The 25,678-nt window shown below is 60.0% G+C and carries 18 protein-coding genes and 2 tRNA genes; 16 read left to right on the top strand and 4 right to left on the bottom strand.

Translation table 11 applies throughout. The annotated features are described in order from the left end of the window. The first annotated feature begins 9 nt into the window (after positions 1-9). The 7 genes from hfq to ACA058_RS02530 all read left to right on the top strand — a co-directional run bounded on the left by hfq (position 10) and on the right by ACA058_RS02530 (position 8,651). Positions 10-270: an RNA chaperone Hfq gene (gene hfq, locus ACA058_RS02500; RefSeq protein WP_007902656.1), complete on the top strand. Its 261-nt coding sequence runs from the start codon at positions 10-12 to the stop codon at positions 268-270. Between the two features lie 12 nt (positions 271-282). Then, positions 283-1,584 carry a ribosome rescue GTPase HflX gene (gene hflX, locus ACA058_RS02505; RefSeq protein WP_497637696.1) on the top strand — a complete coding sequence of 434 codons (1,302 nt, stop codon included), beginning with the start codon at positions 283-285 and terminating at the stop codon, positions 1,582-1,584. A gap of 96 nt (positions 1,585-1,680) precedes the next feature. Next, positions 1,681-2,853, top strand: coding sequence for an FtsH protease activity modulator HflK (gene hflK / locus ACA058_RS02510; protein ID WP_497637697.1), 1,173 nt, complete (start codon positions 1,681-1,683; stop codon positions 2,851-2,853). Beyond that, positions 2,853-3,722 carry a protease modulator HflC gene (gene hflC, locus ACA058_RS02515; RefSeq protein ID WP_497637698.1) on the top strand — a complete coding sequence of 290 codons (870 nt, stop codon included), beginning with the start codon at positions 2,853-2,855 and terminating at the stop codon, positions 3,720-3,722. Before hflK ends, hflC begins: the two co-directional genes overlap by 1 nt. A 311-nt stretch (positions 3,723-4,033) precedes the next feature. Beyond that, entirely contained in the window at positions 4,034-5,221 is a 1,188-nt protein-coding gene (locus ACA058_RS02520; RefSeq protein WP_008064107.1) for an ATP phosphoribosyltransferase regulatory subunit, read from the top strand. Positions 5,222-5,275: 54 nt separating this feature from the next. Next, positions 5,276-6,565, top strand: coding sequence for an adenylosuccinate synthase (locus ACA058_RS02525; protein WP_459730939.1), 1,290 nt, complete (start codon positions 5,276-5,278; stop codon positions 6,563-6,565). Between the two features lie 151 nt (positions 6,566-6,716). After that, positions 6,717-8,651: a methyl-accepting chemotaxis protein gene (locus ACA058_RS02530; RefSeq protein ID WP_497637699.1), complete on the top strand. Its 1,935-nt coding sequence runs from the start codon at positions 6,717-6,719 to the stop codon at positions 8,649-8,651. 120 nt (positions 8,652-8,771) lie between these two features. Here the strand turns inward: ACA058_RS02530 and ACA058_RS02535 are convergent, their stop codons facing one another. From ACA058_RS02535 to ACA058_RS02550, 4 genes are all read right to left on the bottom strand, one after another. Further along, positions 8,772-10,337: an ABC transporter permease gene (locus tag ACA058_RS02535; protein WP_497637700.1), complete on the bottom strand. Its 1,566-nt coding sequence runs from the start codon at positions 10,335-10,337 to the stop codon at positions 8,772-8,774. After that, positions 10,337-11,347, bottom strand: a complete 1,011-nt coding sequence (locus tag ACA058_RS02540) for an iron ABC transporter substrate-binding protein (protein ID WP_497637701.1) — start codon at positions 11,345-11,347, stop codon at positions 10,337-10,339. The genes ACA058_RS02535 and ACA058_RS02540 overlap by 1 nt, the downstream gene beginning before the upstream one ends. Before the next feature lie 261 nt (positions 11,348-11,608). Continuing rightward, positions 11,609-11,695 (bottom strand) — tRNA-Leu (locus ACA058_RS02545). 166 nt (positions 11,696-11,861) lie between these two features. Further along, positions 11,862-11,948, bottom strand: a tRNA-Leu gene (locus tag ACA058_RS02550). A 225-nt stretch (positions 11,949-12,173) separates the two neighbouring features. On the opposite strand from ACA058_RS02550, the gene rnr reads away from it, so the two are divergent. The 9 genes from rnr (at position 12,174) to ACA058_RS02595 (ending at position 25,621) form a co-directional block, all read left to right on the top strand. Beyond that, positions 12,174-14,801, top strand: a complete 2,628-nt coding sequence (gene rnr / locus ACA058_RS02555) for a ribonuclease R (protein WP_497637702.1) — start codon at positions 12,174-12,176, stop codon at positions 14,799-14,801. Beyond that, complete coding sequence (gene rlmB / locus ACA058_RS02560) at positions 14,798-15,565, top strand: 23S rRNA (guanosine(2251)-2'-O)-methyltransferase RlmB (protein WP_007973273.1); 768 nt, start codon at positions 14,798-14,800, stop codon at positions 15,563-15,565. The genes rnr and rlmB overlap by 4 nt, the downstream gene beginning before the upstream one ends. 315 nt (positions 15,566-15,880) lie before the next feature. Continuing rightward, entirely contained in the window at positions 15,881-16,303 is a 423-nt protein-coding gene (gene rpsF / locus ACA058_RS02565; protein WP_003217491.1) for a 30S ribosomal protein S6, read from the top strand. Between the two features lie 28 nt (positions 16,304-16,331). After that, positions 16,332-16,562, top strand: coding sequence for a 30S ribosomal protein S18 (gene rpsR / locus ACA058_RS02570; protein WP_002551829.1), 231 nt, complete (start codon positions 16,332-16,334; stop codon positions 16,560-16,562). A gap of 36 nt (positions 16,563-16,598) precedes the next feature. Beyond that, positions 16,599-17,492, top strand: coding sequence for a YybS family protein (locus tag ACA058_RS02575; RefSeq protein WP_497637703.1), 894 nt, complete (start codon positions 16,599-16,601; stop codon positions 17,490-17,492). Between the two features lie 19 nt (positions 17,493-17,511). Beyond that, positions 17,512-17,958 (top strand): 50S ribosomal protein L9, encoded by a 447-nt coding sequence (gene rplI / locus ACA058_RS02580; RefSeq protein ID WP_497637704.1) that lies wholly within the window; start codon positions 17,512-17,514, stop codon positions 17,956-17,958. Positions 17,959-18,092: 134 nt separating this feature from the next. Further along, complete coding sequence (gene dnaB, locus ACA058_RS02585; protein WP_497637705.1) at positions 18,093-19,490, top strand: replicative DNA helicase; 1,398 nt, start codon at positions 18,093-18,095, stop codon at positions 19,488-19,490. Positions 19,491-19,675: 185 nt separating this feature from the next. After that, positions 19,676-21,979, top strand: coding sequence for a YgiQ family radical SAM protein (locus ACA058_RS02590; RefSeq protein ID WP_497637706.1), 2,304 nt, complete (start codon positions 19,676-19,678; stop codon positions 21,977-21,979). 366 nt (positions 21,980-22,345) lie between these two features. Then, positions 22,346-25,621 (top strand): transglutaminase family protein, encoded by a 3,276-nt coding sequence (locus tag ACA058_RS02595; protein ID WP_497637707.1) that lies wholly within the window; start codon positions 22,346-22,348, stop codon positions 25,619-25,621. Positions 25,622-25,678 lie beyond the last annotated feature (57 nt).

The raw sequence follows: 25,678 nt of genomic DNA on the forward strand, positions 1-25,678 counted from the left end.
GTGCGGCACATGTCAAAAGGGCATTCGCTACAAGACCCTTACTTGAATACCTTACGTAAAGAGAAAGTTGGGGTGTCCATTTACCTGGTCAACGGGATCAAACTGCAAGGTACGATCGAGTCTTTCGACCAATTCGTTATCCTGCTGAAAAACACCGTCAGCCAAATGGTCTACAAACACGCTATCTCTACAGTAGTGCCGGTTCGTCCAATTCGTCTGCCTAGCGCAACCGAATCCGAAGCAGGTGATGCTGAGCCAGGTAACGCCTGATAGGAGTCTCCTTTGTTCTTTGAGCGCCACGGTGGTGGTGAACGGGCCATTCTCGTTCACTTGGATGGACAGGACCCTGAGGCGCGCGAAGATCCGCAGGAGTTTCAGGAGTTGGCAATTTCGGCTGGCGCCGAGACCGTCGCGTTTTTCAACGTGCCGCGTCATCGGCCATCCGCCAAATACCTGATTGGCAGCGGTAAGGTCGAAGAATTACGCGACCTGGTCAAAGCCGAACAGGTAGATCTGGTGATTTTCAATCACACCCTCACGCCCAGTCAGGAACGTAACCTCGAACGCATCTTCGAGTGTCGCGTGATCGACCGCACGGGTCTGATTCTCGATATCTTCGCCCAACGCGCCCGCACCCATGAAGGCAAGCTCCAGGTTGAGCTGGCACAGCTTGAGTACATGAGTACGCGGCTGGTTCGCGGCTGGACTCACCTTGAGCGGCAGAAGGGCGGTATCGGCTTGCGCGGTCCGGGTGAAACCCAGCTGGAAACCGACCGGCGTCTGTTGCGGGTTCGCCTGCGGCAGATCAAGGGGCGCCTGGAAAAGGTCCGCAGCCAGCGCGAGCAGTCGCGTCGTGGCCGCAAACGGGCTGACATACCGACGGTTTCTCTGGTGGGCTACACCAACGCCGGCAAATCGACGCTGTTCAACTCGGTGACCGATTCCGAAGTTTTCGCCGCCGACCAACTCTTCGCCACCCTCGACCCGACCCTGCGCCGACTCGAACTCGATGACCTCGGGCCGATCGTTCTGGCTGACACCGTGGGTTTCATCCGTCACCTGCCGCACAAACTGGTCGAGGCATTTCGGGCTACGCTCGAAGAGTCGAGCAATTCCGACCTGCTGCTGCATGTGATCGACTCCCATGAACCCGAGCGCATGGCCCAGATTGAACAGGTCATGGTGGTGCTTGGCGAGATCGGGGCTCAAGACTTGCCGATCCTGGAGGTCTATAACAAACTCGATTTGCTCGAGGGCGTGGAGCCGAAGATCCAGCGCGATGCCGATGGCAAGCCGCAACGTGTCTGGTTGTCGGCCAAGGACGGTACAGGTCTGGACCTGCTCAGGCAGGCCGTGGCCGAACTGCTTGGGGATGATTTGTTTGTTGGCACCTTGCGCTTACCGAACCGATTTGCTCGACTGCGTGCGCAGTTCTTCGAACTCGGTGCGGTACAGAAGGAAGAACATGACGATGAAGGCATCAGCTTGCTGGCCGTTCGTTTGCCACGCGCCGAGCTGAATCGGCTGGTGAGCCGCGAAGGTTTGCAACCGGTGGAATTCATCGAGCAACACACTTTGCAATAAAAGCCTGAGAAAGCGGTTGTGCCGTGGTGACAGGCATTCTGTAGCATTGGTCGGCGCGCCGTGGGTGCGTCTTTGCTTTATCAGATGGAGAGCGCTATGGCTTGGAATGAGCCGGGTGGCAACTCGAATAATCAGGATCCTTGGGGTGGCAAGCGTCGTAACAACGGCGACCGCAAGGGACCGCCAGATCTCGACGAGGCCTTCCGAAAGCTGCAGGAAAGCCTGAACGGGTTGTTCGGTGGTGGCAAGAAACGCGGGGATGATGGTGGTGGTTCGGGCAAGAGCGGCGGCTTCGGCGGCCTGCTGGGCATCGGTCTGGTCGTGTTGGCGGCCGTATGGCTGTACAGCGCGGTCTATGTCGTCGACGAGCAGGAGCAAGCCGTGGTGCTGCGCTTCGGCAAGTACTACGAAACCGTCGGTCCCGGCCTGAATATCTACTTCCCGCCGATCGACAAGAAGTACATGGAAAACGTCACGCGTGAGCGGGCGTACACCAAGCAGGGTCAAATGCTGACTGAAGACGAAAACATCGTCGAAGTGCCGCTGACCGTGCAGTACAAGATCAGCAACCTGCAGGACTTCGTGCTGAGCGTCGATCAGCCGGAAATCAGCCTGCAGCATGCGACCGACAGCGCCCTGCGCCATGTGGTGGGTTCCACTGCAATGGACCAGGTGCTGACCGAAGGTCGTGAATTGATGGCCAGCGAAATCAAGGAGCGCCTGCAACGCTTCATGGATACCTATCGCACCGGTATCACCGTCACCCAGGTCAACGTACAGAGCGCAGCGGCACCGCGTGAAGTGCAGGAAGCCTTTGATGACGTGATCCGCGCCCGTGAAGACGAGCAGCGTTCGCGCAACCAGGCTGAAACCTATGCCAACGGCGTCGTGCCGGAAGCCCGTGGTCAGGCCCAGCGCATCCTTGAAGATGCCAATGGCTACCGTGACGAAACCGTCTCGCGCGCCAAGGGTGAGGCCGATCGCTTCACCAAGCTGGTCGCCGAGTACCGCAAGGCACCTGAAGTCACCCGCCAGCGTCTGTACCTGGACACCATGCAGGAAGTCTTCAGTAACACCAGCAAGGTTCTCGTGACCGGCAACAAGAATGGCCAGAGCAACCTGCTGTACCTGCCGCTGGACAAAATGGTCGAAAGTGGTCGCAGCACCAGCACTCCGGTGACCAGTGCGGCAGCCACCAGCAATGAAGCGAATGCGCGTGCGGCAGCAGATCTGCAGCAACAGCAAGCACGTACCAGGGAGAGTCGCTGATGAGCAATAAATCGCTGATCGCCCTTATTGCCGGCGTCGTCGTGGCGATCGCTGCCTGGAACTGCTTCTACATCGTGGCTCAGACCGAGCGTGCGGTGTTGCTGCAGTTCGGTCGCGTGGTCCAGACCGATGTTCAGCCAGGCCTGCATGTGAAAGTGCCTTACGTTAACCAGGTGCGTAAATTTGACGCACGCCTGATGACGCTGGATGCACCGACACAACGCTTCCTGACGCTGGAAAAGAAAGCAGTGATGGTCGATGCCTACGCCAAGTGGCGGGTGAAGGACGCCGAGCGTTACTACACCGCGACTTCCGGCCTCAAGCAGATCGCCGACGAGCGTCTGTCCCGTCGTCTCGAATCGGGCCTGCGTGACCAGTTCGGTAAGCGCACCTTGCACGAAGTAGTGTCCGGTGAGCGTGATGCGCTGATGGCGGATATCACCGCTTCGCTGAACAAGATGGCTGAAAAGGAGCTGGGCATCGAGGTTGTCGATGTTCGGGTCAAGACCATCGACCTGCCGAAGGAAGTGAACCGCAGTGTGTTCGAACGTATGAGCACCGAGCGGGAGCGTGAAGCTCGCGAGCACCGCGCCAAGGGTAACGAACTGGCCGAAGGCATCCGCGCCGACGCCGATCGTCAGCGCCGCGTACTGCTGGCTGAAGCCTATCGTGAATCTGAAGAGGTTCGCGGTGACGGTGATGCCCAGGCCGCAGCGATCTACTCCAAGGCCTACGGTCAGGATCAGGAGTTCTACGCGTTCTACCGTAGCCTGCGTGCCTACCGTGAAAGCTTCGCGAACAAATCCGACGTCATGGTCCTCGACCCAAGCAGTGACTTCTTCCATTACCTGGAAAAAGCCAAGCCTTGATACAGCGTTGACCTGATTCATCCCGCCGGGCGGCTAAAACCTCTGGCGGGGTGATCCTTTGGGAAAACGTGTGTATGATGCGGCAGCCGGGAAATTCCCGGCTTTTTTGCGTCTGCATGTTTGAATGCTGTTTTATGCAGGTGCCCGAGCTGAATGCTCGACAGGTTTTTCGAGGAAAGTGATTGGCGAAGCCGGTAGCAGGCGTTTCGCTTCGTTGCTCCTGCGCCTGATTTATGAACATGGGCTGATCATTTTCTGCTTCACTCAAGGCTCGGCCACAGGCTGACCGCCCGGATACAGGGGAAGGCGTAATGGCAACGGTAGACCGCTGGCTACTGCCAGATGGCATCGAAGAAGTACTGCCACCGGAAGCGGCGCGTATTGAAGTTGCGCGTCGTCAGGTGTTGGATCTGTTCCAGAGCTGGGGTTACGAGTTTGTCGTGACTCCCCATATCGAGTACCTGGAGTCCCTGCTGACCGGCGCGGGCCAGGACCTGGATCTGCGTACCTTCAAGGTCATCGACCCGCAATCGGGCCGACAGATGGGGTTCCGTGCCGACATCACGCCACAGGTGGCGCGCATCGATGCGCATACCTTGCGCCGCGAAGGCCCGAGCCGTCTGTGCTACGCCGGCAGCGTGCTGCATGCTCAGCCACGTGCCCTGTCGTCCTCGCGCAGCCCGATCCAGTTGGGCGCCGAGTTGTATGGCGATGCCAGCCCGAGCAGCGACGTTGAAGTCATCAGCCTGATGCTCGCCATGTTGCAACTGGCCGATGTGCCGGATGTGCACATGGACCTGGGACATGTCGGTATCTACCGCGGCCTGGCCCGCGCCGCCGGTTTGTCCGGTGAAGTTGAACAACAGTTGTTCGATGCGTTGCAACGTAAGGCCATCGATGAGGTCATTACCTTGACCGAAGGCTTGCCGGCTGACCTGTCGGGCATGCTGCGCGCGTTGGTCGACCTGTGTGGCGGCCGTGAAGTGCTGGCGGCTGCGCGTGAGCGTCTGGCCAAGGCCCCGGCCGCGGTATTGGCTGCATTGGATGACTTGCTGGCGATTGCCGAGCGTCTGTCCGTGCGTTTCCCGGAGCTTCCGCTGTACTTCGACCTGGGCGAGCTGCGCGGTTACCACTACCACACCGGTGTGGTGTTCGCGGTGTTCGTGCCGGGTGTTGGCCAGTCCATTGCCCAGGGCGGTCGTTACGACGACATCGGCGCCGATTTCGGTCGCGCTCGACCGGCAACCGGCTTCTCTACCGATTTGAAAACCCTGGTGACCCTGGGGCGTGCTGAGATCGAGCTACCGTCTGGCGGTATCTGGATGCCTGACAGTACGGATGCGGCACTCTGGCAGCAGGTTTGCCAGTTGCGCAGTGAGGGTCAGCGTGTCGTCCAGGCCTTGCCTGGACAACCATTGGCCGCCGCCCGTGAAGCGGACTGCGACCGGCAATTGATTCAGCAGAACGGGCTTTGGCAAGTATCGCCACTGGCTTCTTGAGTTTTCCTGCCGGCTGCCGCCGGCACCAAGTTTGCGCGAATGAGGACAAGTGTTATGGGTAAGAATGTCGTAGTCCTGGGCACCCAGTGGGGTGATGAGGGCAAAGGCAAGATCGTTGATCTGCTGACCGAACATGCTGCCGCCGTAGTGCGCTACCAGGGTGGCCACAACGCTGGCCACACCCTGGTGATCGATGGCGAAAAAACTGTCTTGCACCTGATCCCGTCGGGCGTACTGCGCGAAGGCGTGCAGTGCCTGATCGGCAACGGCGTGGTGGTTGCACCTGACGCCCTGCTGCGCGAGATCACCAAGCTGGAAGAAAAAGGCGTACCGGTGCGCGAGCGCCTGCGTATCAGCCCGTCCTGCCCACTGATCCTGTCCTTCCACGTAGCGCTGGACCAGGCCCGTGAAAAGGCCCGCGGCGAGCTGAAGATCGGCACCACCGGTCGCGGCATCGGCCCGGCCTACGAAGACAAGGTTGCACGTCGTGGCCTGCGTGTGGGCGACCTGCTCAACATGCCGCGCTTTGAAGACAAACTGCGTGAACTGGTGGATTACCACAACTTCATGCTGGTGGGTTACTACAAAGAGCCAGCCATCGAATTCGACAAGACCCTGGCCGAATGCAAAGAATATGCGCAGCTGCTCAAACCGCTGATGCTGGACGTGACTGCCGAGTTGCACGACCTGCGTCGCGCTGGCAAAGACATCATGTTCGAAGGCGCCCAAGGCTCCCTGCTGGACATCGACCACGGTACCTACCCGTACGTGACCAGCTCTAACACCACCGCTGGCGGCGTAGCTACCGGTTCGGGTGTTGGCCCTATGTTCCTGGACTACATCCTGGGCATCACCAAGGCTTACACCACGCGTGTAGGGTCGGGTCCATTCCCGACTGAGCTGTTCGACGAAGTCGGTGCCCACCTGGCTAAACAAGGTCACGAGTTCGGCGCGACTACCGGCCGTGCTCGTCGTTGTGGCTGGTTCGACGCTGTTATCCTGCGTCGCGCTATCGACGTGAACAGCATCTCGGGCATCTGCCTGACCAAGCTGGACGTGCTCGACGGTCTGGAAACCATCAACATCTGCGTCGGCTACAAAGATGCAGAAGGCAACGCCGTTGCCCCGACTGATGCTGACAGCTACGTGGGCCTGCAGCCCGTGTACGAAGAAGTGCCGGGCTGGACCGAGTCGACCGTGGGTGCCAAAACCCTGGAAGAGCTGCCAGCTAACGCCCGTGCTTACATCAAACGCGTCGAAGAGCTGATCGGCGCGCCGATCGACATTATTTCGACGGGTCCGGACCGCAACGAAACCATCGTTCTGCGTCATCCGTTCGCTTGATAAGTTGTTGATGTAAAACACAAAGGCCCCTTAATAGGGGTCTTTGTCGTTTATGCCTGTCGGACGGCATGACCTTTGCTATTAGCTTTGCCGAAAGCGTCACTTTCGGGCGTGCCATCAATTTAATGGCGCACATGCAGAGGAATTTCAAGTGTCGGCCGTTCTCTCATTGTTACAAAGCCGTTTGTTGCGGCCCGTATTCGTTACCCTTGGTATCGCCCTTTTGGTGCAGGTGCTGGTGGCAGTCGCGCTGACCCGGAGCACCGTGACGGCGCTGGAAGCCGATCTCGCTCAGCGCCTGGGAGCGGACAGTCAAAAACTGTCCGGTGAGCTCGAGCAGGCGGGACGTGAAGTCACGTCGAGCCTCGACAGCCTGTCCGCCAGTACGCGTCAACGCCTCACGGCCGGCTTGTCTGCGCGACTGGAGGACGAGCAGGCGCAGTTGCGTTCGACCCTGGAAAAAGACCTGAAGGATTCCGCCAGCGACATGGCGCAGCTTCTGGCCTCGGTGGCTCCTCGCGCCATGTGGGACAACGACGTTCCGACCTTGTCCGAGTTCGCCCGTCGGGCCCAGCGCAATCCCAACGTCCTGTTCGTTGTGTATGACGACGCCACGGGCCAGCATCTGACGCGTTATCTCAACCGGGAAAACCCGATCAACAAGGCCCTGCTGGAAAAAGGCCAGGGCGAGCGCGCGCTGGACAAGGTGCTGGATGCGGCGAAGAACGATCCGTCGGTCTTCTACATCGAGGCCTCGATCAATCCTAATGGCGTGGAAATCGGCAAGGTCTTGATGGGCGTCTCGACGGCTTCGGTGGAGGCCGATCTGGCGGCATTGGACAAGCGCTTCTCGGCGTTGATTGCCAGTGGCGACCAACTGGTGGGCGACAGTCTCAAAGGCGCGGCGGCCGACAGTGCAGCAGCCATGCGTGCACGTCTGCAGTCGGCCCAGTCCACGGCCGCTGAAATGAAAGCCAATACCACCGGTACCGTGCAGGAAGCCGCGACAACCCTGCGCTGGCGTATTGGTGTGAGTCTGGCTGTGGTGGGCTTTGGTGTCCTGCTGTTGCTGGCGGTCGTGCTCGGGCGCCGAGTCGTCAACCGCCTGAAGATGTTGATTGTCGCCATGGATGACCTGGCGGCGGGCGAGGGCGATCTGACCAAGCGTGTGCAGATCAGCAGCAAGGACGAAATCGGCGATATGGCTTCGGCGGTCAATCGCTTTGTGGACAAGTTGCAGCCGATCGTTCGCGAGGCGGGTGATGTCGCTCAGCGTACCGGTGTGGAAATCGGTGCCATGACGTTGCGCAACGCAGGGGCCGATGCGGCGGCAGGCATGCAGCGCGATGAGGTGGCTGAAAGTCTGCGAGCCTTGTCGCGAATGGCGGATGAGGCGCAGTCTGAAAGCCAGGCCATGCAAGCGGCATTGAAGCAGGTGGTGGATATTCGTCAGGCTACCGACGAAAACACCCGGACCTCGGCGAAAGTCGGCAACCTGATTGAGGCGTTGGCTGGCCAGGTTAATACCGGGGCGCAAGTGATCGAGCGCCTGGCACAGCAGAGTGAGCAGATCGAGGTGGTACTGACGGTGATTCACGGGATTGCCGAGCAGACCAACCTGCTGGCGCTGAACGCGGCCATTGAAGCGGCGCGCGCCGGCGAAACCGGGCGCGGCTTTGCAGTGGTGGCTGATGAAGTGCGCGCGTTGGCGAGCAAGACGCAAAGCTCCACCGGCGATATTCAGGCGCATATCGTGGCGTTGCAGCAAGGCGCACGCGAAGCCGTGGCGGCAATCGGTCAGGCCGGGCGTCAGGCCAGTGAAGGCCTGTTGGTTTTGCGTGACAGCGCGCGGTTGCAGCAATCGGTGCAGGCTTCGGTCGAGCAGGTGCACACGGCGATCGGTCTGGCGACCCAGGCCGCCGAGCATCAGGCCCGGGGAGCCCAAGCGGTGCGCGGTCGGGTCGAGACCATTCATGTGCAAGCCGAGAAGGCGGCCCAGGCGGTGGTAGAAACCACGGCCAGCGGCAAGGTGCTGGATGGGTTGGCGGCGCAGCTCAAAGCCAGTCTGGGGCAGTTCAGGGCTTGATGTCTTGCCTGGGCTGACGCTATCGCGAGCAAGCTCGCTCCCACAATGAATGTTGGCGGGCACAAAATTTGTGAACGCCTCAAAACACATGTGGGAGCGAGCTTGCTCGCGATGACGGCCTTAACGGCTCAAATACATCCGGGTCGTTAGCAGGTATACAGGCAACCCCGATACCAATATCAACAACGCCGCATAAGGCGCCGCCGCCGCAAACTCCACATTCGCGGTGTGCGCCCACACCTCGGTCGCCAGCGTGTTGAGTCCGGTCGGACTCAACAGCAAAGTCGCCGTCAGCTCCTTCATCGCATCCAGAAACACCAGCGCAAACGCCGCACCCAGCGCCGGAAAGATGATCGGCAGGGTCACCCGGATAAACGCGCTGAACGAAGACGCGCCCAACGTGCGTGCCGCCTCTTCCAGTTGCGGTGCAGCCTTGTTCAGGGCCGTGCGAATCGGCGCCTGGGCCAGCGGTAGAAACAGCAGTGCATAAGCAATCAGCAACAGCGTTGAAGTCTGGTACAGCACCGGCACATAGTGCAGGGCGAAATACACCAGGGTCAGCGCAATCACCAATCCTGGTAATGCATGCAGAAGATATGGCAAGCGCTCGGCCCAGATTGCCAGCGGGCCTTTGTAGCGCACCACCAGCAACCCCACCGGCAACGCCAGCACCAGGCAAAACGCCGCGCCACCCAAGGACAGGGCCAGGGAGGACAGCAGTGCCTCGCTGATCGCGGAAATCGGGAACGCGGCCGACGAGCCCGCGGCCAGCCAGTACGCCAGCATCCCCAGAGGAATGCCGCTGCCGATGATCGCCAGCAACAGGCAATAAAGCTGCCCAGCCATCGCCCAGGAGCCCAATCGGACCTGTTCTGCCTGTCGCGCCGCACCCTGGCCTGTGCGCACGTGTCGGCCTTTGCCGCGAACTCGCAATTCCAGCCACAGCAACATCAAGCACAGCGCCAGCAACACCGCCGAGAGCATCGCGGCGTTGGCGTTGCTGAACTCAAGCTCGAACTGTTGATAGATCGCGGTGGTGAAGGTTTGCAGGCCGATGATCGACAGCGCACCGAATTCCACCAGCATGTGCAGGGCAATCAGCAGCGACCCCGCCAGCAGCGAAGGCCAGAGCAGCGGTAGGGTGACGCGGAAAAACACCCCCCAGCGATTTTGCCCCAGGGTGCGGGCAGACTCTTCCAGTGAGGGGTCGAGATTGCGCAGGGTGGCGGCCACCGGCAGAAAGATCAGTGGGTATTTGGACAGACTCATCACCAGAATCGCCCCGCCGAGCCCTTCGAAATGTGCGCTCAGCGACACCCAGGTAAAACTGCTGACAAACGCCGGTACGGCGAACGGCAAGCACAGAATCACGCCCCACAGGCGCCGCCCCGGCAGATTGCTGCGTTCCAGCAGCCATGCCAGCGACAGGCCAATCACGCCGCAAGCCAGCGTGACGCCGATCATCAGCGCCAGGGTATTGCGCAGCAGACCAAACACATAAGGTCGCCACAGCAAGTGCAGCGCTTCGGCCCAGCCCGCTTGCCAGGCTTTCAGGCCGACGTAAGCCAGGGGTAGCAAGCTGAGCACGACCAGCAGAAGAACCGGCAGAACCAACCAGATGGAAGGCCGCTTGCGCCCTGGCACGTACCGGCCAGGCGCGGCGGACGCGGATAGCGATGCGCTCATCAGTTCAGGCCAACCTCACGTTCCAGGTCCAGGGCTTCTTCGGCATTGCCGAGGTCGGCGGGCGTAACTTTCGGCGCTTGCAGCTCACTGAAAGGCTTGAGGCCACGATCCGATTGCATGCCTTTGTGCAGCGGGTACTCGGCGGTGGTCTGGGTGATCACGCGCTGGCCTTCTTCGCTGGCCATATAGGCGAGCAATTGTTGGGCTGCTTTTGGATGTTTGCTGGATTTCAGCACGGCGGCGCTGGAAACGGTGATCAGTCCGCCGACGTCGCCGCCGGTGAAGTAATGCAGTTTCGAATCGAGCTGGCCCTTTTCACGCTGCAACGCGAACCAGTAGTAGTTGTTCACCAATACCGTCGCCACTTCGCCGTTTTCCACGGCTTTGAGGGCAACCATGTTGTTGCTGTAGGTCTTGCCGAAGGCGCGCAGGCCGGTCAGCCATTCTTCCGCAGCCTCCATGCCATGCACCTTGATGATCGCCACGGCTTGTTCCTGGAATGCGCCGCTGGTGGGTACGAAGCCGACCTTGCCCTGCCATTTTGGATCGGAGAATTCCATCACCGATTTCGGCAGGTCTTTTTCGTCGATCAGTTTCGGGTTGAACGCGACGACGCGCACCCGAGCGGTGACGCCAATCCAGGTGCCGTTAGCGGCGACATAGTCCTTGGGCAGAACTGCCAGCGTGGTGTCATCGGCCTTGGCCAGAAGGCCTTGCTCACCGAGTTTGTTCAGTGGCGGCGACTCTTCGGTGTAGATCACGTCGGCGGGGGAGCGATCACCTTCTTCGACGACCTGGCTGGCGAGCTGGTTGCTGCTGCCTTTGCGCACATTGACGTGAATGCCTGTTTTGGCTTCGAAGGCTTTGGCGACCGCATCGCCGACTTCTTTGTGTTGGCCGTTGTAGAGCGTCAGGGAAACTGGATCGGCAGCCTGGGTGAGGGGAGTGGCGAGTGCCAGGCCGAGCAGGGTGGTGGTCAGGCAGCGGCGCAGGGTATTTCGAAACATCATTCGCAGGGTTCCTCACTGTCGCATTGCAAAAACTTGCAACAATGATAAACGATATTGTTTCTCAAATGCGTCTCGCGCGGCGCAATTGACCTTGTAGGAGCTGCCGCAGGCTGCGAGCTTTTGGTCTTAAAAACCAAAATCAAAAGATCGCAGCCTGCGGCAGCTCCTACAGGAGTGCGTATGCTTTTCGAGCGCCAGAAACGCAAAAACCCGCTTTCGCGGGTTTCTGTGAAATTCCAGGCCGTAACCTTGAATTTGAATTGGTGCCCAGAAGAAGACTCGAACTTCCACGACCTTGCGGTCACCAGCACCTGAAGCTGGCGTGTCTACCAATTTCACCATCTGGGCATTCATCGCGAGCGTTGCCGCTGTTGATGTGGCGCACTATACGGAGAGCAATTTGATCTGTAAACCCCTGATTTGAAATTAATAAATCAGAACCCCAGAAATGCAAAAACCCGCTTTCGCGGGTTTTGAATGAGTCTTGAAATTGAACTAATCTCAAGCTCGAAATTGGTGCCCAGAAGAAGACTCGAACTTCCACGACCTTGCGGTCACCAGCACCTGAAGCTGGCGTGTCTACCAATTTCACCATCTGGGCAGTATCGACAACGTTGTCCGTCGTCGATGGCGCGCACTATACGGAGCGTCTTTTTAACTGTAAACCCCCGACACCAAAAAAACCTGAAAAATTTCACCGGCGGTCTTCAAGTCAGCATCCTGGTGTCGATAAAGGGCTTTAGATGAGGCGTCTTAGCCTGAAATTTCCCGTTTCATTACTCCTATGCCAAACTAACCCGTATATAGACAAGGTGAAAACTCTCTAATGGCCGATTGGCAGTCCCTCGATCCCGAGGCCGCTCGTGAAGCGGAAAAATATGAAAACCCCATCCCTAGCCGCGAACTGATCCTTCAGCACCTTGCTGATCGGGGTTCGCCCGCTAACCGCGAGCAGTTGGTCGAGGAGTTTGGTCTGACCACAGAAGACCAGATCGAAGCCCTGCGCCGCCGCCTGCGCGCCATGGAGCGCGATGCTCAGCTTATTTACACTCGCCGTGGCACTTATGCGCCGGTAGACAAGCTCGACCTGATCCTGGGCCGCATCAGCGGTCACCGTGACGGCTTCGGTTTCCTGGTGCCGGACGACGGCAGTGACGACCTGTTCATGAGCCCGGCGCAAATGCGCCTGGTGTTTGACGGCGACCGTGCACTGGCGCGTGTTTCCGGGCTGGATCGTCGCGGTCGCCGCGAAGGCATGATCGTCGAAGTGGTGTCCCGTGCTCACGAGACCATCGTCGGTCGCTACTTCGAAGAAGGCGGTATCGGTTTCGTTGTCGCGGATAACCCGAAGATCCAGCAGGAAGTGCTGGTGACGCCGGGCCGTAACGCCAACGCCCAGGTCGGTCAGTTCGTCGAAGTGAAGATCACTCACTGGCCGACACCACGCTTCCAGCCGCAAGGCGACGTGGTTGAAGTCGTGGGCAACTACATGGCGCCGGGCATGGAGATCGACGTTGCCCTGCGTACCTACGACATTCCTCACGTATGGCCTGATGCCGTACTCAAGGAAGCCGGCAAGCTCAAGCCGGAAGTCGAAGAGAAAGACAAAGAGAAGCGCATCGACCTGCGTCATCTGCCGTTCGTCACCATCGACGGCGAAGATGCGCGCGACTTTGATGACGCGGTCTACTGCGAAGCCCGTCCGGGCAAGCTGCGCCTGTTCTCCGGTGGCTGGAAGTTGTACGTGGCGATTGCCGACGTTTCCAGCTACGTGAAGCTCGGGTCGGCACTGGATGCCGAGGCTCAGGTTCGGGGTAACTCGGTGTACTTCCCCGAGCGCGTGATCCCGATGCTGCCTGAGCAGCTGTCCAACGGCTTGTGCTCGCTGAACCCGCAGGTCGATCGCCTGGCCATGGTTTGCGAGATGACCATCTCCAAATCCGGCGAGATGACCGATTACTGCTTCTACGAGGCTGTGATCCACTCCCACGCCCGCCTGACCTACAACAAGGTCAGCGCGATGCTGGAAACGCCGAAAGCCACCGAAGCGCGCAAGCTGCGTGGCGAATACACCGACGTCGTGCCGCACCTCAAGCAGCTGTATTCGCTGTACAAGGTGTTGCTGGCCGCTCGTCATGTGCGCGGCGCGATCGATTTTGAAACCCAGGAAACCCGGATCATCTTCGGTTCCGAGCGCAAGATCGCGGAAATCCGTCCTACAATTCGCAACGACGCGCACAAGCTGATCGAGGAATGCATGCTGGCGGCCAACGTGGCCACCGCCGAATTCCTGAAGAAGCACGAAATTCCTGCGTTGTACCGCGTTCACGACGGCCCGCCGCCGGAGCGCCTGGAAAAACTGCGCGCGTTCCTCGGCGAGCTCGGCCTGTCCCTGCACAAAGGCAAGGACGGCCCGTCGCCGAAGGATTACCAGGCACTGCTGGCCGGTATCAAGGATCGTCCGGATTTCCACCTGATCCAGACCGTGATGCTGCGTTCGTTGAGCCAGGCGGTGTACAGCGCCGATAACCAGGGTCACTTCGGCCTGAATTACGAGGCCTACACCCACTTCACCTCGCCGATCCGCCGTTACCCGGACTTGCTCACGCATCGGGCGATTCGCAGCGTGATCCATTCGAAGCAGGATACCCCGCACGTTCGCCGTGCCGGTGCGATGACTATTCCGAAGGCGCGTATCTATCCGTACGACGAAGCGGCTCTGGAGCAACTCGGCGAGCAGTGCTCGATGAGCGAGCGACGTGCCGACGAAGCGACCCGCGATGTCGTGAACTGGCTCAAGTGCGAGTTCATGAAGGATCGCGTGGGCGAGTCGTTCCCGGGTGTGATCACCGCTGTCACCGGCTTTGGTCTGTTCGTCGAGCTGACCGATATCTACGTCGAAGGCTTGGTGCACGTCACCGCGCTGCCGGGCGACTACTACCACTTCGATCCTGTGCACCACCGCCTGGCCGGTGAGCGTACTGGCCGCAGCTTCCGCCTTGGCGACACGGTTGAAGTGCGGGTCATGCGTGTCGACCTCGACGAGCGCAAGATCGACTTCGAGATGGCCGACACAACCATCAGCGCACCGATCGGCCGCAAAAAACGCGGCACCGAAACCGCTGCACCTGCCGCCAAAACCGAAGCAGAGCCGGCACCGGCGAAAACCGGTCGTCGCCCTGCCAAGGAAAAGGCAGTCGAGGCTTATCGTCCGAGTGATGCTGCGGCGAAAAACGCTGAAGTGCGCAAGAGTCGTGAAATGAAGCAGGCGTTGCTCGCCGGCGCGAAAAGCGGCGGTAAAGCGGCGTCTACGGGAAAGACCGGACGGTCGGCGCCTGAAAAGGCTGCCGGCGGCAAGCCAGCCAAACCGAGCAAACATCGTAAAGGCCCGCCAAAAGCGGGCTCGGCCCCAGCAAAAAGCGGCGGGGCGCGTAAACCTAAGGCCAAGTCATGAGTCAGTTGGAAAAAATCTATGGCGTACACGCTGTTGAAGCGTTGCTGCGTCATCACCCGAAACGCGTCAAGCAGATCTGGCTGGCCGAGGGGCGTAATGATCCTCGGGTCCAGACGCTGATCGAGCTAGCCAACGAAAACCGGGTTCAGGTCGGCCAGGCCGAGCGCCGCGAAATGGACGCCTGGGTTGAAGGCGTGCACCAGGGCGTGGTCGCGGACGTGAGTCCGAGCCAGGTCTGGGGCGAGGCGATGCTCGACGAGCTGCTCGATCGCACCGACGGCGCGCCGTTGCTGCTGGTGCTCGACGGCGTGACCGATCCGCACAACCTCGGTGCCTGCCTGCGTTCCGCCGATGCCGCGGGTGCGCTGGCAGTGATTGTGCCGAAGGACAAGTCAGCGACCCTGACTCCGGTTGTACGAAAAATCGCCTGCGGTGCGGCGGAAGTGATTCCATTGGTGGCAGTGACCAACCTGGCGCGCACCCTGGAAAAACTCCAGCAGCGCGGCTTGTGGGTTGTCGGTACGGCCGGTGAAGCGGAGGTCAGCCTGTATGACCAGGACCTGACCGGCCCGACCATCCTGATCATGGGCGCCGAAGGCAAAGGCATGCGCCGACTGACTCGTGAACATTGCGACTATCTGGTGAATTTGCCGATGGCCGGTAGCGTCAGCAGCCTCAACGTTTCTGTGGCGACGGGCGTTTGCCTGTTCGAAGCGCAGCGTCAGCGTAGTGTTAAAGCGAAAGCTGCCGCCAAGAAGTCCTAATCTGCTGCAAATCCCTTGTGGGAGCGAGCTTGCTCGCGATGAGGGCATAACATTCGACATTAATACCGAATGTTATACCGCCATCGCGAGCAAGCTCGCTCCCACAGGGGTTTGTGGTGAAGCAAAAAATGTGGTGTGAACGAACTGTTCAAATAATCACCAATTCCCTTGCGCCGCCCACGCCCCTTCTCTACAATTGCGCCCCTTGCTGTGATGGCAGGCACCAACGTGTCTAGCGTCCGCGAGTCCATAAGTGTCATTCACTCCTTGTCTGACCGCTTTTGAGCGGCAGGCTACAACCCGTAAGGAGCATTCATGCGTCATTACGAAATCATCTTTTTGGTCCACCCGGATCAAAGCGAGCAAGTCGGCGGCATGGTTGAGCGTTACACCAAGCTGATCGAAGAAGACGGCGGCAAAATCCACCGTCTGGAAGATTGGGGCCGTCGTCAACTGGCCTACGCAATCAACAATGTTCACAAGGCTCACTACGTGATGCTGAACGTTGAGTGCACTGGCAAGGCCCTGGCCGAGCTGGAAGACAACTTCCGCTACAACGATGCAGTGATCCGTAACCTGGTCATCCGTCGCGAAGAAGCCGTTACCGGCCAATCCGAGATGCTCAAGGCTGAAGAAAACCGCAGTGAGCGCCGTGAGCGTCGCGACCGTCCTGAGCACGAAGGCGCTGAAAGCGCTGACAGTGATGACAGCGACAACAGCGATAACGCTGACGAGTAATCCACGGACCTTTTAAGGAGCCTATCAAATGGCACGTTTCTTCCGTCGTCGTAAATTCTGCCGCTTCACCGCTGAAGACGTGAAAGAGATCGATTACAAAGATCTCAACACTCTGAAAGCCTACGTATCCGAGACCGGCAAAATTGTTCCAAGCCGCATCACCGGTACCAAAGCTCGTTATCAGCGTCAGCTGGCCACCGCTATCAAGCGCGCCCGCTTCCTGGCCCTGCTGGCCTACACCGACAGCCACGGCCGCTGAGACCGGGCAGTCGACACGTAGCAAAGGATTGAATGTATGCGCGCCTTAGCTGAGTTCATCATGCGGGGCCGTATGCAGGCCACTCTCGTAGTGGCTGGATGCGCGGCATTGCCGTTGTTGTATTGGTTGGGTGCTGCCGCCGGATGCCTTGTGCTCCTGCGGCGCGGATTGAAGGACGCCCTGGGCGTTCTTGCTCTGGGACTGCTGCCGGCGTTGATCTGGTGGCTTTACTCCGACGACCCACGGGCGCTTCTGGTGCTGCTGGGGTCTGCGAGCCTTGCGTTGGTTTTGCGCGCAAGCGAGTCCTGGAACCGCGTGCTGCTGGTCAGCATAGCGATGGGAGTGGTGTTTTCAGTGGTGCTGGGGATGGCTTTTGGTCCCCAGATCGAGATGCTGGCGCAGGCTTTGATAAAAGTCATGCCGTCGCTACTCGGTGAGGTCTACCAGCAAATGTCGGTAGATGAGCAAGCGCGTTTCGCGTCCCTGATTACACCGATCCTGACCGGCCTGATTGCGGCCTTGTTGCAAATCGTCAGTGTGCTGAGCCTGATTGTCGGGCGCTACTGGCAGGCGTTGTTGTACAACCCCGGTGGTTTTGGTCGCGAGTTTCGCGCCGTCCGAATCCCGCTGGGTCCCGCGATGTTGCTGCTGGCGGGCATGGTTGTGACACCGAACCTCGGTGTCCAGATGTCCATGCTTGTACCGTTGTGCAGCGTACCGCTGGTTTTCGCCGGGCTGGCCCTGATTCACGGGCTGGTGGCGCAAAAGCGACTGGCCAGGTTCTGGTTGGTGGGGTTGTACGTCACGCTGTTGCTGTTCATGCAGCTGATCTATCCGTTGCTGGTGGTCTTGGCCATCGTCGACAGCCTGATTGATTTTCGCGGTCGTCTGGCGTCGAAAGACGCCGATGACGCGAACGGTGAAGGTTAAAAGTTAAGAGGATTTTCACATGCAATTGATCCTTCTGGAAAAAGTCACCAACCTGGGCAACCTGGGTGACAAAGTGAACGTTAAGGCTGGTTACGGTCGTAACTACCTGCTGCCTTACGGCAAAGCTACCGCTGCGACCCCAGCCAACCTGGCTGCGTTCGAAGAGCGTCGTGCCGAGCTGGAAAAAGCCGCAGCAGATCGTAAAACGTCGGCTGAAAGCCGCGCTGCCCAACTGGCCGAGCTGGAAGTGACCATCACTGCCACCGCTGGCGACGAAGGCAAGCTGTTCGGTTCGATCGGTACTCACGACATCGCTGACGCACTGACCGCCTCCGGCGTTGACGTAGCGAAAAGCGAAGTTCGTCTGCCGAACGGCACCATCCGCAACGTAGGTGAATTCGACGTGGCCGTGCACCTGCACGCCGAAGTTGAAGCCACCGTACGCGTTGTCGTGGTAGCAGCTTAAGCAGCACTTGTCGGCTGGCACCCTCGGGTGCTTGCCGGTAACATCGGGCACGATCCTGTTCACAGGTCGTGCCCTTTGTCTTTCTGGTAACACCCGTTTTCAACCCCCTGCTTTCCTTAAAAAACCAAGTGGCCATGAACGAAATCTCTGCTCCCGAGCAATACGATCTGCAAACCTCCGCGCTGAAGGTGCCGCCGCATTCCATCGAGGCCGAACAGGCTGTACTCGGTGGTCTGATGCTGGACAACAACGCCTGGGAGCGCGTGCTCGATCAAGTCTCCGACGGCGATTTCTATCGACATGACCACCGTCTGATCTTTCGTGCGATCGCCAAGCTGGCCGATCAGAACATGCCGATCGATGTCGTGACCCTGTCCGAGCAACTGGACAAGGAAGGTCAGACTTCGCAGGTCGGTGGCCTCGGTTACCTGGGCGAACTGGCGAAAAACACGCCATCGGTCGCCAACATCAAGGCCTATGCGCAGATCGTTCGTGAACGGGCAACCTTGCGCCAGCTGATCGGCATCAGCACCGAAATCGCCGACAGCGCCTTTAACCCGGAAGGCCGGACCGCCGCCGAGATTCTCGACGAAGCCGAGCGGCAGATCTTCCAGATTGCCGAGGCCCGGCCAAAAACCGGCGGCCCGGTGGGTGTGAATGACCTGCTGACCAAGGCCATCGACCGCATCGACACCTTGTTCAACACTGACAACGCCATCACCGGCCTGTCCACTGGCTACACCGACCTAGACGAGAAGACCAGCGGCCTGCAACCGTCCGACCTGATCATCGTCGCCGGCCGTCCGTCCATGGGTAAAACCACCTTTGCCATGAACCTGGTGGAAAACGCCGTGTTGCGCAGCGAGAAGGCCGTTCTGGTTTACTCGCTGGAGATGCCAGGCGAATCGCTGATCATGCGTATGCTGTCGTCCCTCGGCCGTATCGACCAGACCAAGGTGCGTTCCGGTCAGCTGGAAGATGACGACTGGCCGCGCCTGACTTCGGCGGTCAACCTGCTCAACGATCGCAAGCTGTTCATCGACGATACCGCCGGCATCAGCCCGTCGGAAATGCGCGCCCGCACCCGGCGACTGGTGCGTGAGCATGGCGAAGTCGGCCTGATCATGATCGACTACCTGCAACTGATGCAGATCCCGGGTTCCAGCGGTGACAACCGGACCAACGAGATTTCCGAGATCTCCCGCTCCCTGAAAGCCCTGGCCAAAGAGTTTCAATGCCCGGTGGTGGCGCTGTCGCAGCTGAACCGTTCCCTGGAACAACGGCCAAACAAGCGCCCGGTGAACTCCGACTTGCGCGAATCCGGAGCGATCGAGCAGGACGCCGACGTGATCATGTTCGTTTATCGCGACGAGGTGTATCACCCTGAGACCGAGCACAAAGGCATCGCCGAAATCATCATCGGCAAGCAGCGGAACGGTCCGATCGGCTTTATCCGCCTGGCCTTTATCGGTAAGTACACGCGATTCGAGAACCTGGCGCCGGGTAGCTACAATTTCGACGATGACGAGTAAGTTATTTAGCGCCTGACAGGGCCTCATCGCGAGCAAGCTTTGCTCCTACAGGATGCGTTTGTGTCTTGCTCGCGATGAACGATTACGCGGTCTCCAATTTCCGACCGCAGCCGTCGGAATTGGTCAAAATTTGTGCTATATTCCGCGCCCGCGAAATTCAATGAAAGCCAACACCGGTTATCGACATGCAAGCAGCCAAGCCGTTATTTGACTATCCCAAGTACTGGGCCGAATGTTTCGGGCCAGCGCCATTCCTGCCGATGAGCAGGGAGGAGATGGATCAGCTCGGCTGGGATTCCTGCGACATCATCATCGTCACCGGTGATGCATACGTCGATCACCCGTCGTTCGGCATGGCGATTATCGGCCGGCTGCTGGAGTCCCAGGGCTTCCGCGTCGGGATCATTGCCCAGCCGAACTGGCAGTCCAAAGACGACTTCATGAAGCTCGGCGAGCCGAACCTGTTCTTCGGTGTCGCGGCCGGCAACATGGACTCGATGATCAATCGCTACACCGCCGACAAGAAAATCCGCTCCGACGACGCCTACACCCCGGGTGGCCTGGCGGGCAAGCGTCCGGATCGCGCGAGCCTGGTCTACAGCCAGCGCTGCAAGGAAGCCTACAAGCACGTGCCGATCGTGCTCGGTGGCATCGAAGCGTCCCTGCGCCGCATCGCCCACTACGATTACTGGCAGGACCGGGTGCGTAACTCGATCCTGATCGACGCCTGCGCCGACATCCTGCTCTACGGCAACGCCGAGCGTGCGATCGTCGAAGTCGCCCAGCGTCTGTCCTACGGTCACAAGATCGAAGACATCACCGATGTGCGCGGCACCGCGTTCATTCGTCGCGACACGCCGAAAGACTGGTACGAAGTCGACTCCACGCGTATTGACCGTCCGGGCAAGATCGACAAGATCATCAACCCGTACGTGAATACCCAGGACACCTCTGCCTGCGCCATCGAGCAGGAAAAGGGGCCGGTTGAAGATCCGCAGGAAGCCAAGGTCGTGCAGATCCTGGCCAGCCCGAAAATGACTCGCGACAAGACCGTGATTCGTCTGCCATCGGTTGAAAAGGTCCGTGGCGACGCCGTTCTTTACGCCCACGCCAACCGCGTACTGCACCTGGAAACCAACCCGGGCAACGCCCGTGCATTGGTCCAGAAGCACGGCGAAGTCGATGTCTGGTTCAACCCGCCACCGATTCCGATGACCACCGAAGAAATGGACTACGTATTCGGCATGCCTTACGCCCGCATTCCGCACCCGGCGTATGGCAAGGAGAAAATCCCGGCCTACGACATGATCCGTTTCTCGGTGAACATCATGCGTGGCTGCTTCGGCGGCTGTACCTTCTGCTCGATCACCGAGCACGAAGGACGGATCATCCAGAACCGTTCCCATGAATCGATCATTCGTGAGATCGAGGAAATTCGTGACAAGGTTCCCGGTTTTACCGGCGTAATCTCCGACCTGGGCGGCCCGACCGCGAACATGTATCGCATCGCCTGCAAGACCCCGGAAATCGAATCCGCGTGCCGCAAGCCATCCTGCGTGTTCCCGGGCATCTGCCCGAACCTGAACACCGACCACTCGGCGCTGATCCAGTTGTACCGCAGCGCCCGTGAATTGCCGGGTGTGAAGAAGATCCTGATTGCCTCCGGCCTGCGCTATGACCTCGCGGTCGAGTCGCCGGAGTACGTCAAGGAACTGGTGACCCACCACGTCGGTGGCTACCTGAAGATCGCCCCGGAACACACCGAGGAAGGTCCGCTCAACCAGATGATGAAGCCGGGCATCGGCAGCTATGACAAGTTCAAGCGCATGTTCGAGAAGTACTCCAAGGAAGCAGGCAAGGAGCAGTACCTGATTCCGTACTTCATCGCCGCCCACCCGGGCACCACCGACGAAGACATGATGAACCTGGCGCTGTGGCTCAAGGGCAACGGTTTCCGTGCCGACCAGGTCCAGGCGTTCTACCCGTCGCCGATGGCCACCGCTACCGCGATGTACCACTCGGGCAAGAACCCGCTGCGCAAGGTCACCTACAAGAGTGACGCGGTGACCATCGTCAAGAGCGAAGAGCAGCGTCGTCTGCACAAGGCGTTCCTGCGTTATCACGACCCGAAAGGCTGGCCGATGCTGCGTGAGGCGTTGACCCGCATGGGCCGCGCTGATCTGATCGGGCCGGGCAAGAACCAGTTGATCCCGCTGCACCAGCCTTCCACCGACAGCTACCAGAGCGCCCGTCGCAAGAACTCGACGCCGGCTGGCAGCCACAAGGTGGCAGGGGAAAAGACTACCAAGATCCTGACCCAGCACACCGGCCTGCCACCGCGCGCCAGCGATGGCGGCAACCCTTGGGACAAGCGCGAGCAGGCCAAGGCGGCGGCGTTCGCCCGCAACCAGCAGGCGGCCAAGGAGCGCAAGGATGCGGCCAAAGGCAAGGGGCCCAAGCCTGCGCGCAAACCGGTCGTGCCGCGCTAAGTACCGCTAGCTCTAAACAAAACGCCAACCTTCGGATTGGCGTTTTGCATTGTGGCGAGGGGATTTAGCGAAACGTCGCACCGCCCCGTTGGGCTGCGAAGCGGCCCCAAAAACCGGAGCCACAATGTTCAGATGAACGACTCTGCGACTGCTTCGCAGTCGAACGGGGATAAATCCCCTCGCCACAGGTTTTTACTCGCCACTGCCCCTTCGCCACATTTATGTGCAACTGGCCCAAACCAATTTCCCGCATCGCCCGATTTTGGTGCTGTACTGCCTCCTGCAACCGGAGAAAGCGCCAGCACTGCTGGATGGCATAAGTCTTGCGCGCTTTCCAATACGCTTAGGGCTCGCAGGAGGCACGCCGTGTCGATTCATGTCGCATTGCACCACGTCACACATTACCGCTATGACCGCGCTGTCGAGCTGGGTCCGCAGATTGTTCGCCTGCGTCCCGCGGCCCACAGTCGCACGCGCATACTCTCCTATGCGTTGAAAGTCTCGCCCGAGCAGCATTTCATCAACTGGCAGCAGGATCCCCAGGGTAATTACCTGGCACGGTTGGTGTTCCCGGAGAAAACCGACGAGCTGCGGATCGAAGTCGATCTGCTGGCGGAAATGGCGGTGTTCAATCCGTTCGACTTTTTCCTTGAGCCTTACGCCGAAAAAATCCCTTTCACCTATGCGGTAGACGAGCGCAAGGAACTTGCGCCGTACCTGGAAACTTTGCCCCTGACGCCGAAGTTCAAGGCCTATCTGGACGGCATCGACCGCACGCCATTGCCGGCTGTGGATTTCCTCGTCGCGCTCAACCAGCGCCTGAGCGAAGACATCGGCTACCTGATCCGCATGGAGCCGGGTGTGCAAACGCCTGAGCACACTCTCGAACAGGCCTCCGGGTCTTGCCGCGACTCCGCGTGGCTGCTGGTGCAATTGCTGCGTAACCTGGGTCTGGCGGCGCGTTTCGTTTCGGGCTACCTGATCCAGTTGACCGCTGACGTGAAAAGCCTCGACGGGCCTTCCGGTACCGAAGTCGACTTCACCGACCTGCACGCCTGGTGCGAAGTGTATCTGCCCGGCGCCGGCTGGATTGGCCTGGATGCGACCTCGGGGCTGTTTGCCGGTGAAGGACACATTCCGCTGGCCTGTAGTCCCGATCCATCCTCTGCGGCACCGATCAGCGGCTTGGTGGAACCGTGCGAGTGCGAATTCAGCCACGAAATGTCGGTGGAGCGGATCTGGGAAGCCCCACGGGTCACCAAGCCCTACACCGAAGAGCAGTGGCAGGCGATCCAGGCCCTTGGCCGGCAGATCGACGCCGACCTGTTGGCGGGCGATGTGCGCCTGACCATGGGCGGTGAGCCGACGTTCGTGTCCATCGATGACCCGGACGGTGCCGAGTGGAACACCGCGGCGCTGGGGCCGGACAAGCGTCGGCTGTCCGCCGAACTGTTCCAGCGCATGCGTCAACGTTATGCCCCGCAAGGCCTGGTGCATTTTGGCCAGGGCAAATGGTACCCCGGTGAGCAACTGCCGCGCTGGTCGCTCAATTGCTATTGGCGCCGTGACGGTGTGCCGATCTGGCACAACAGCGCGCTGATCGCCGACGAGCAGCAAGATTACGCCGCCAATGGCGAGCTGGCCGGACGTTTCCTGGCGAGTGTCGCCGAGCGATTGAAAATTCCGACACGCTTTGTGTTCCCGGCCTATGAAGACAATTTCTATTACCTCTGGCGCGAAGGCGCTTTGCCGCAGAACGTCAGCGCCGAAGACTCGCGACTCGAGGAGCCCCTGGAGCGTGCGCGTTTGCGCAAAGTCTTCAGTCAGGGCCTGGACAAGGTGATTGGCCAGGTCCTGCCGCTCGCGCGCTCCGCCAAGGGCGATCAATGGCAAAGCGGCCGCTGGTATCTGCGTGACGAGCACTGCCGCCTGGTGCCGGGGGATTCGCCGCTGGGGTACCGCCTGCCACTGGGTTCGCAGCCGTGGGTGAAGGCGGCGGAGTATCCGTTCATTCACCCCAACGATCCCAATCAGGATTTCCCGTCGCTGCCTGACACGGAGCAACTGCAGCGCCAGGGCGCGGCGGCGTTGACGGAAGATCGAGCACCGAAGGTCGATGAGTCCGCCGACTGGCTGACCCGCACCGCGTTCTGCGCCGAAGCGCGGGAAGGTCGCTTGTACCTGTTCATGCCGCCGCTGGAGCGGGTCGAAGACTATCTGGAGTTAGTGGCAGCCATCGAAGCCACGGCCCAAGAGCTGCATTGCCCGGTGTTACTGGAAGGTTACGAGCCGCCGAGCGATCCGCGCCTGAGCAACTTTCGCATCACGCCCGATCCCGGAGTGATCGAAGTCAACGTGCAGCCATCCGCGACCTGGGACGAATTGGTTGAGCGCACTGAGTTTCTTTACGAAGAAGCGCGCCAGACCCGACTCACCACCGAGAAATTCCTGATCGACGGCCGGCACACCGGCACCGGTGGAGGTAACCACTTCGTACTGGGTGGCGCGACACCGGCCGACTCACCGTTTCTGCGGCGTCCGGATTTGCTGCGCAGCCTGATCAGCTACTGGCATAACCATCCGTCGCTGTCCTACCTGTTTTCCGGACTGTTTATTGGCCCGACATCCCAGGCCCCGCGCGTCGATGAAGCGCGCAACGACGCCTTGTATGAACTGGAAATTGCCTTCGCCCAGATGCCTGAGCCGGGCGAGGAGTGCGCGCCCTGGCTGGTGGATCGACTGCTGCGCAACCTGTTGATCGACGTGACCGGTAACACCCATCGCGCCGAGTTCTGCATCGACAAACTCTATTCACCGGATGGCGCGACCGGTCGCCTGGGCTTGCTGGAGTTGCGCGCCTTTGAAATGCCACCCCATGCGCGCATGAGTCTGGCCCAGCAGCTATTGCTGCGGGCGTTGGTTGCACGGTTCTGGCGCGAGCCTTATGCTCCGCCGAAACTGGCGCGCTGGGGTACCGAGCTGCACGACCGGTTCCTGTTGCCGCACTTTATCGAACAGGATTTCGCCGACGTTGTTGTCGACCTCAACGCCGCCGGTTATGCGGTGCGGGCAGAGTGGTTTGCGGCGCACCTGCAGTTCCGCTTTCCCAAGGTCGGCGACTACGCCGTCAATGGCATCGCGCTGGAACTGCGCCAGGCACTTGAGCCATGGCATGTACTGGGCGAGGAGGGCGCGGTCGGTGGCACGGTACGTTACGTCGACTCGTCCCTGGAGCGCCTGCAGGTCAAGCTCAGCGGATTGCCGCCGCAACGCTATCTGCTGACCTGCAACGGCATACCTGTGCCGTTGCAGCCCACCGGGCGGGTTGGCGAGTTCGTCGCCGGTGTGCGCTTCCGTGCCTGGCAACCGGCCAACTGCCTGCAGCCGACCATCCCGGTCCATGCGCCGCTGGTGTTTGACTTGCTCGACACCTGGATGGGGCGTTCGCTGGGCGGTTGCCAGTATCACGTCGCGCATCCGGGTGGGCGCAACTACGAGACCTTGCCAGTGAACGCCAATGAAGCCGAAAGCCGGCGAATGGCGCGTTTCTTCCGTATCGGACACACGCCGGGGAAACTTCCGACACCGAATATGGAAATTAACGACGAGCTGCCGATGACGCTCGATTTGCGACGTTTCTAATTCGTACGCGACGCCCGGATTTTTCGTCTATCCGGGTGTCATGAGCGTGCGTTAGTC

This window comes from Pseudomonas sp. LBUM1649 (assembly GCF_059716155.1).

Excerpts from the sequence above, each read along its gene's own strand:
- hfq (WP_007902656.1), top strand. The coding sequence starts at position 10 with ATGTCAAAAGGGCATTCGCTACAAGACCCTTACTTGAATACCTTACGT.
- hflK (WP_497637697.1), top strand. The coding sequence starts at position 1,681 with ATGGCTTGGAATGAGCCGGGTGGCAACTCGAATAATCAGGATCCTTGG.
- hflC (WP_497637698.1), top strand. The coding sequence starts at position 2,853 with ATGAGCAATAAATCGCTGATCGCCCTTATTGCCGGCGTCGTCGTGGCG.
- ACA058_RS02520 (WP_008064107.1), top strand. The coding sequence starts at position 4,034 with ATGGCAACGGTAGACCGCTGGCTACTGCCAGATGGCATCGAAGAAGTA.
- ACA058_RS02525 (WP_459730939.1), top strand. The coding sequence starts at position 5,276 with ATGGGTAAGAATGTCGTAGTCCTGGGCACCCAGTGGGGTGATGAGGGC.
- ACA058_RS02535 (WP_497637700.1), bottom strand. The coding sequence starts at position 10,337 with ATGAGCGCATCGCTATCCGCGTCCGCCGCGCCTGGCCGGTACGTGCCA.
- ACA058_RS02540 (WP_497637701.1), bottom strand. The coding sequence starts at position 11,347 with ATGATGTTTCGAAATACCCTGCGCCGCTGCCTGACCACCACCCTGCTC.
- rnr (WP_497637702.1), top strand. The coding sequence starts at position 12,174 with ATGGCCGATTGGCAGTCCCTCGATCCCGAGGCCGCTCGTGAAGCGGAA.
- rlmB (WP_007973273.1), top strand. The coding sequence starts at position 14,798 with ATGAGTCAGTTGGAAAAAATCTATGGCGTACACGCTGTTGAAGCGTTG.
- rpsF (WP_003217491.1), top strand. The coding sequence starts at position 15,881 with ATGCGTCATTACGAAATCATCTTTTTGGTCCACCCGGATCAAAGCGAG.
- rpsR (WP_002551829.1), top strand. The coding sequence starts at position 16,332 with ATGGCACGTTTCTTCCGTCGTCGTAAATTCTGCCGCTTCACCGCTGAA.
- ACA058_RS02575 (WP_497637703.1), top strand. The coding sequence starts at position 16,599 with ATGCGCGCCTTAGCTGAGTTCATCATGCGGGGCCGTATGCAGGCCACT.
- rplI (WP_497637704.1), top strand. The coding sequence starts at position 17,512 with ATGCAATTGATCCTTCTGGAAAAAGTCACCAACCTGGGCAACCTGGGT.
- dnaB (WP_497637705.1), top strand. The coding sequence starts at position 18,093 with ATGAACGAAATCTCTGCTCCCGAGCAATACGATCTGCAAACCTCCGCG.
- ACA058_RS02590 (WP_497637706.1), top strand. The coding sequence starts at position 19,676 with ATGCAAGCAGCCAAGCCGTTATTTGACTATCCCAAGTACTGGGCCGAA.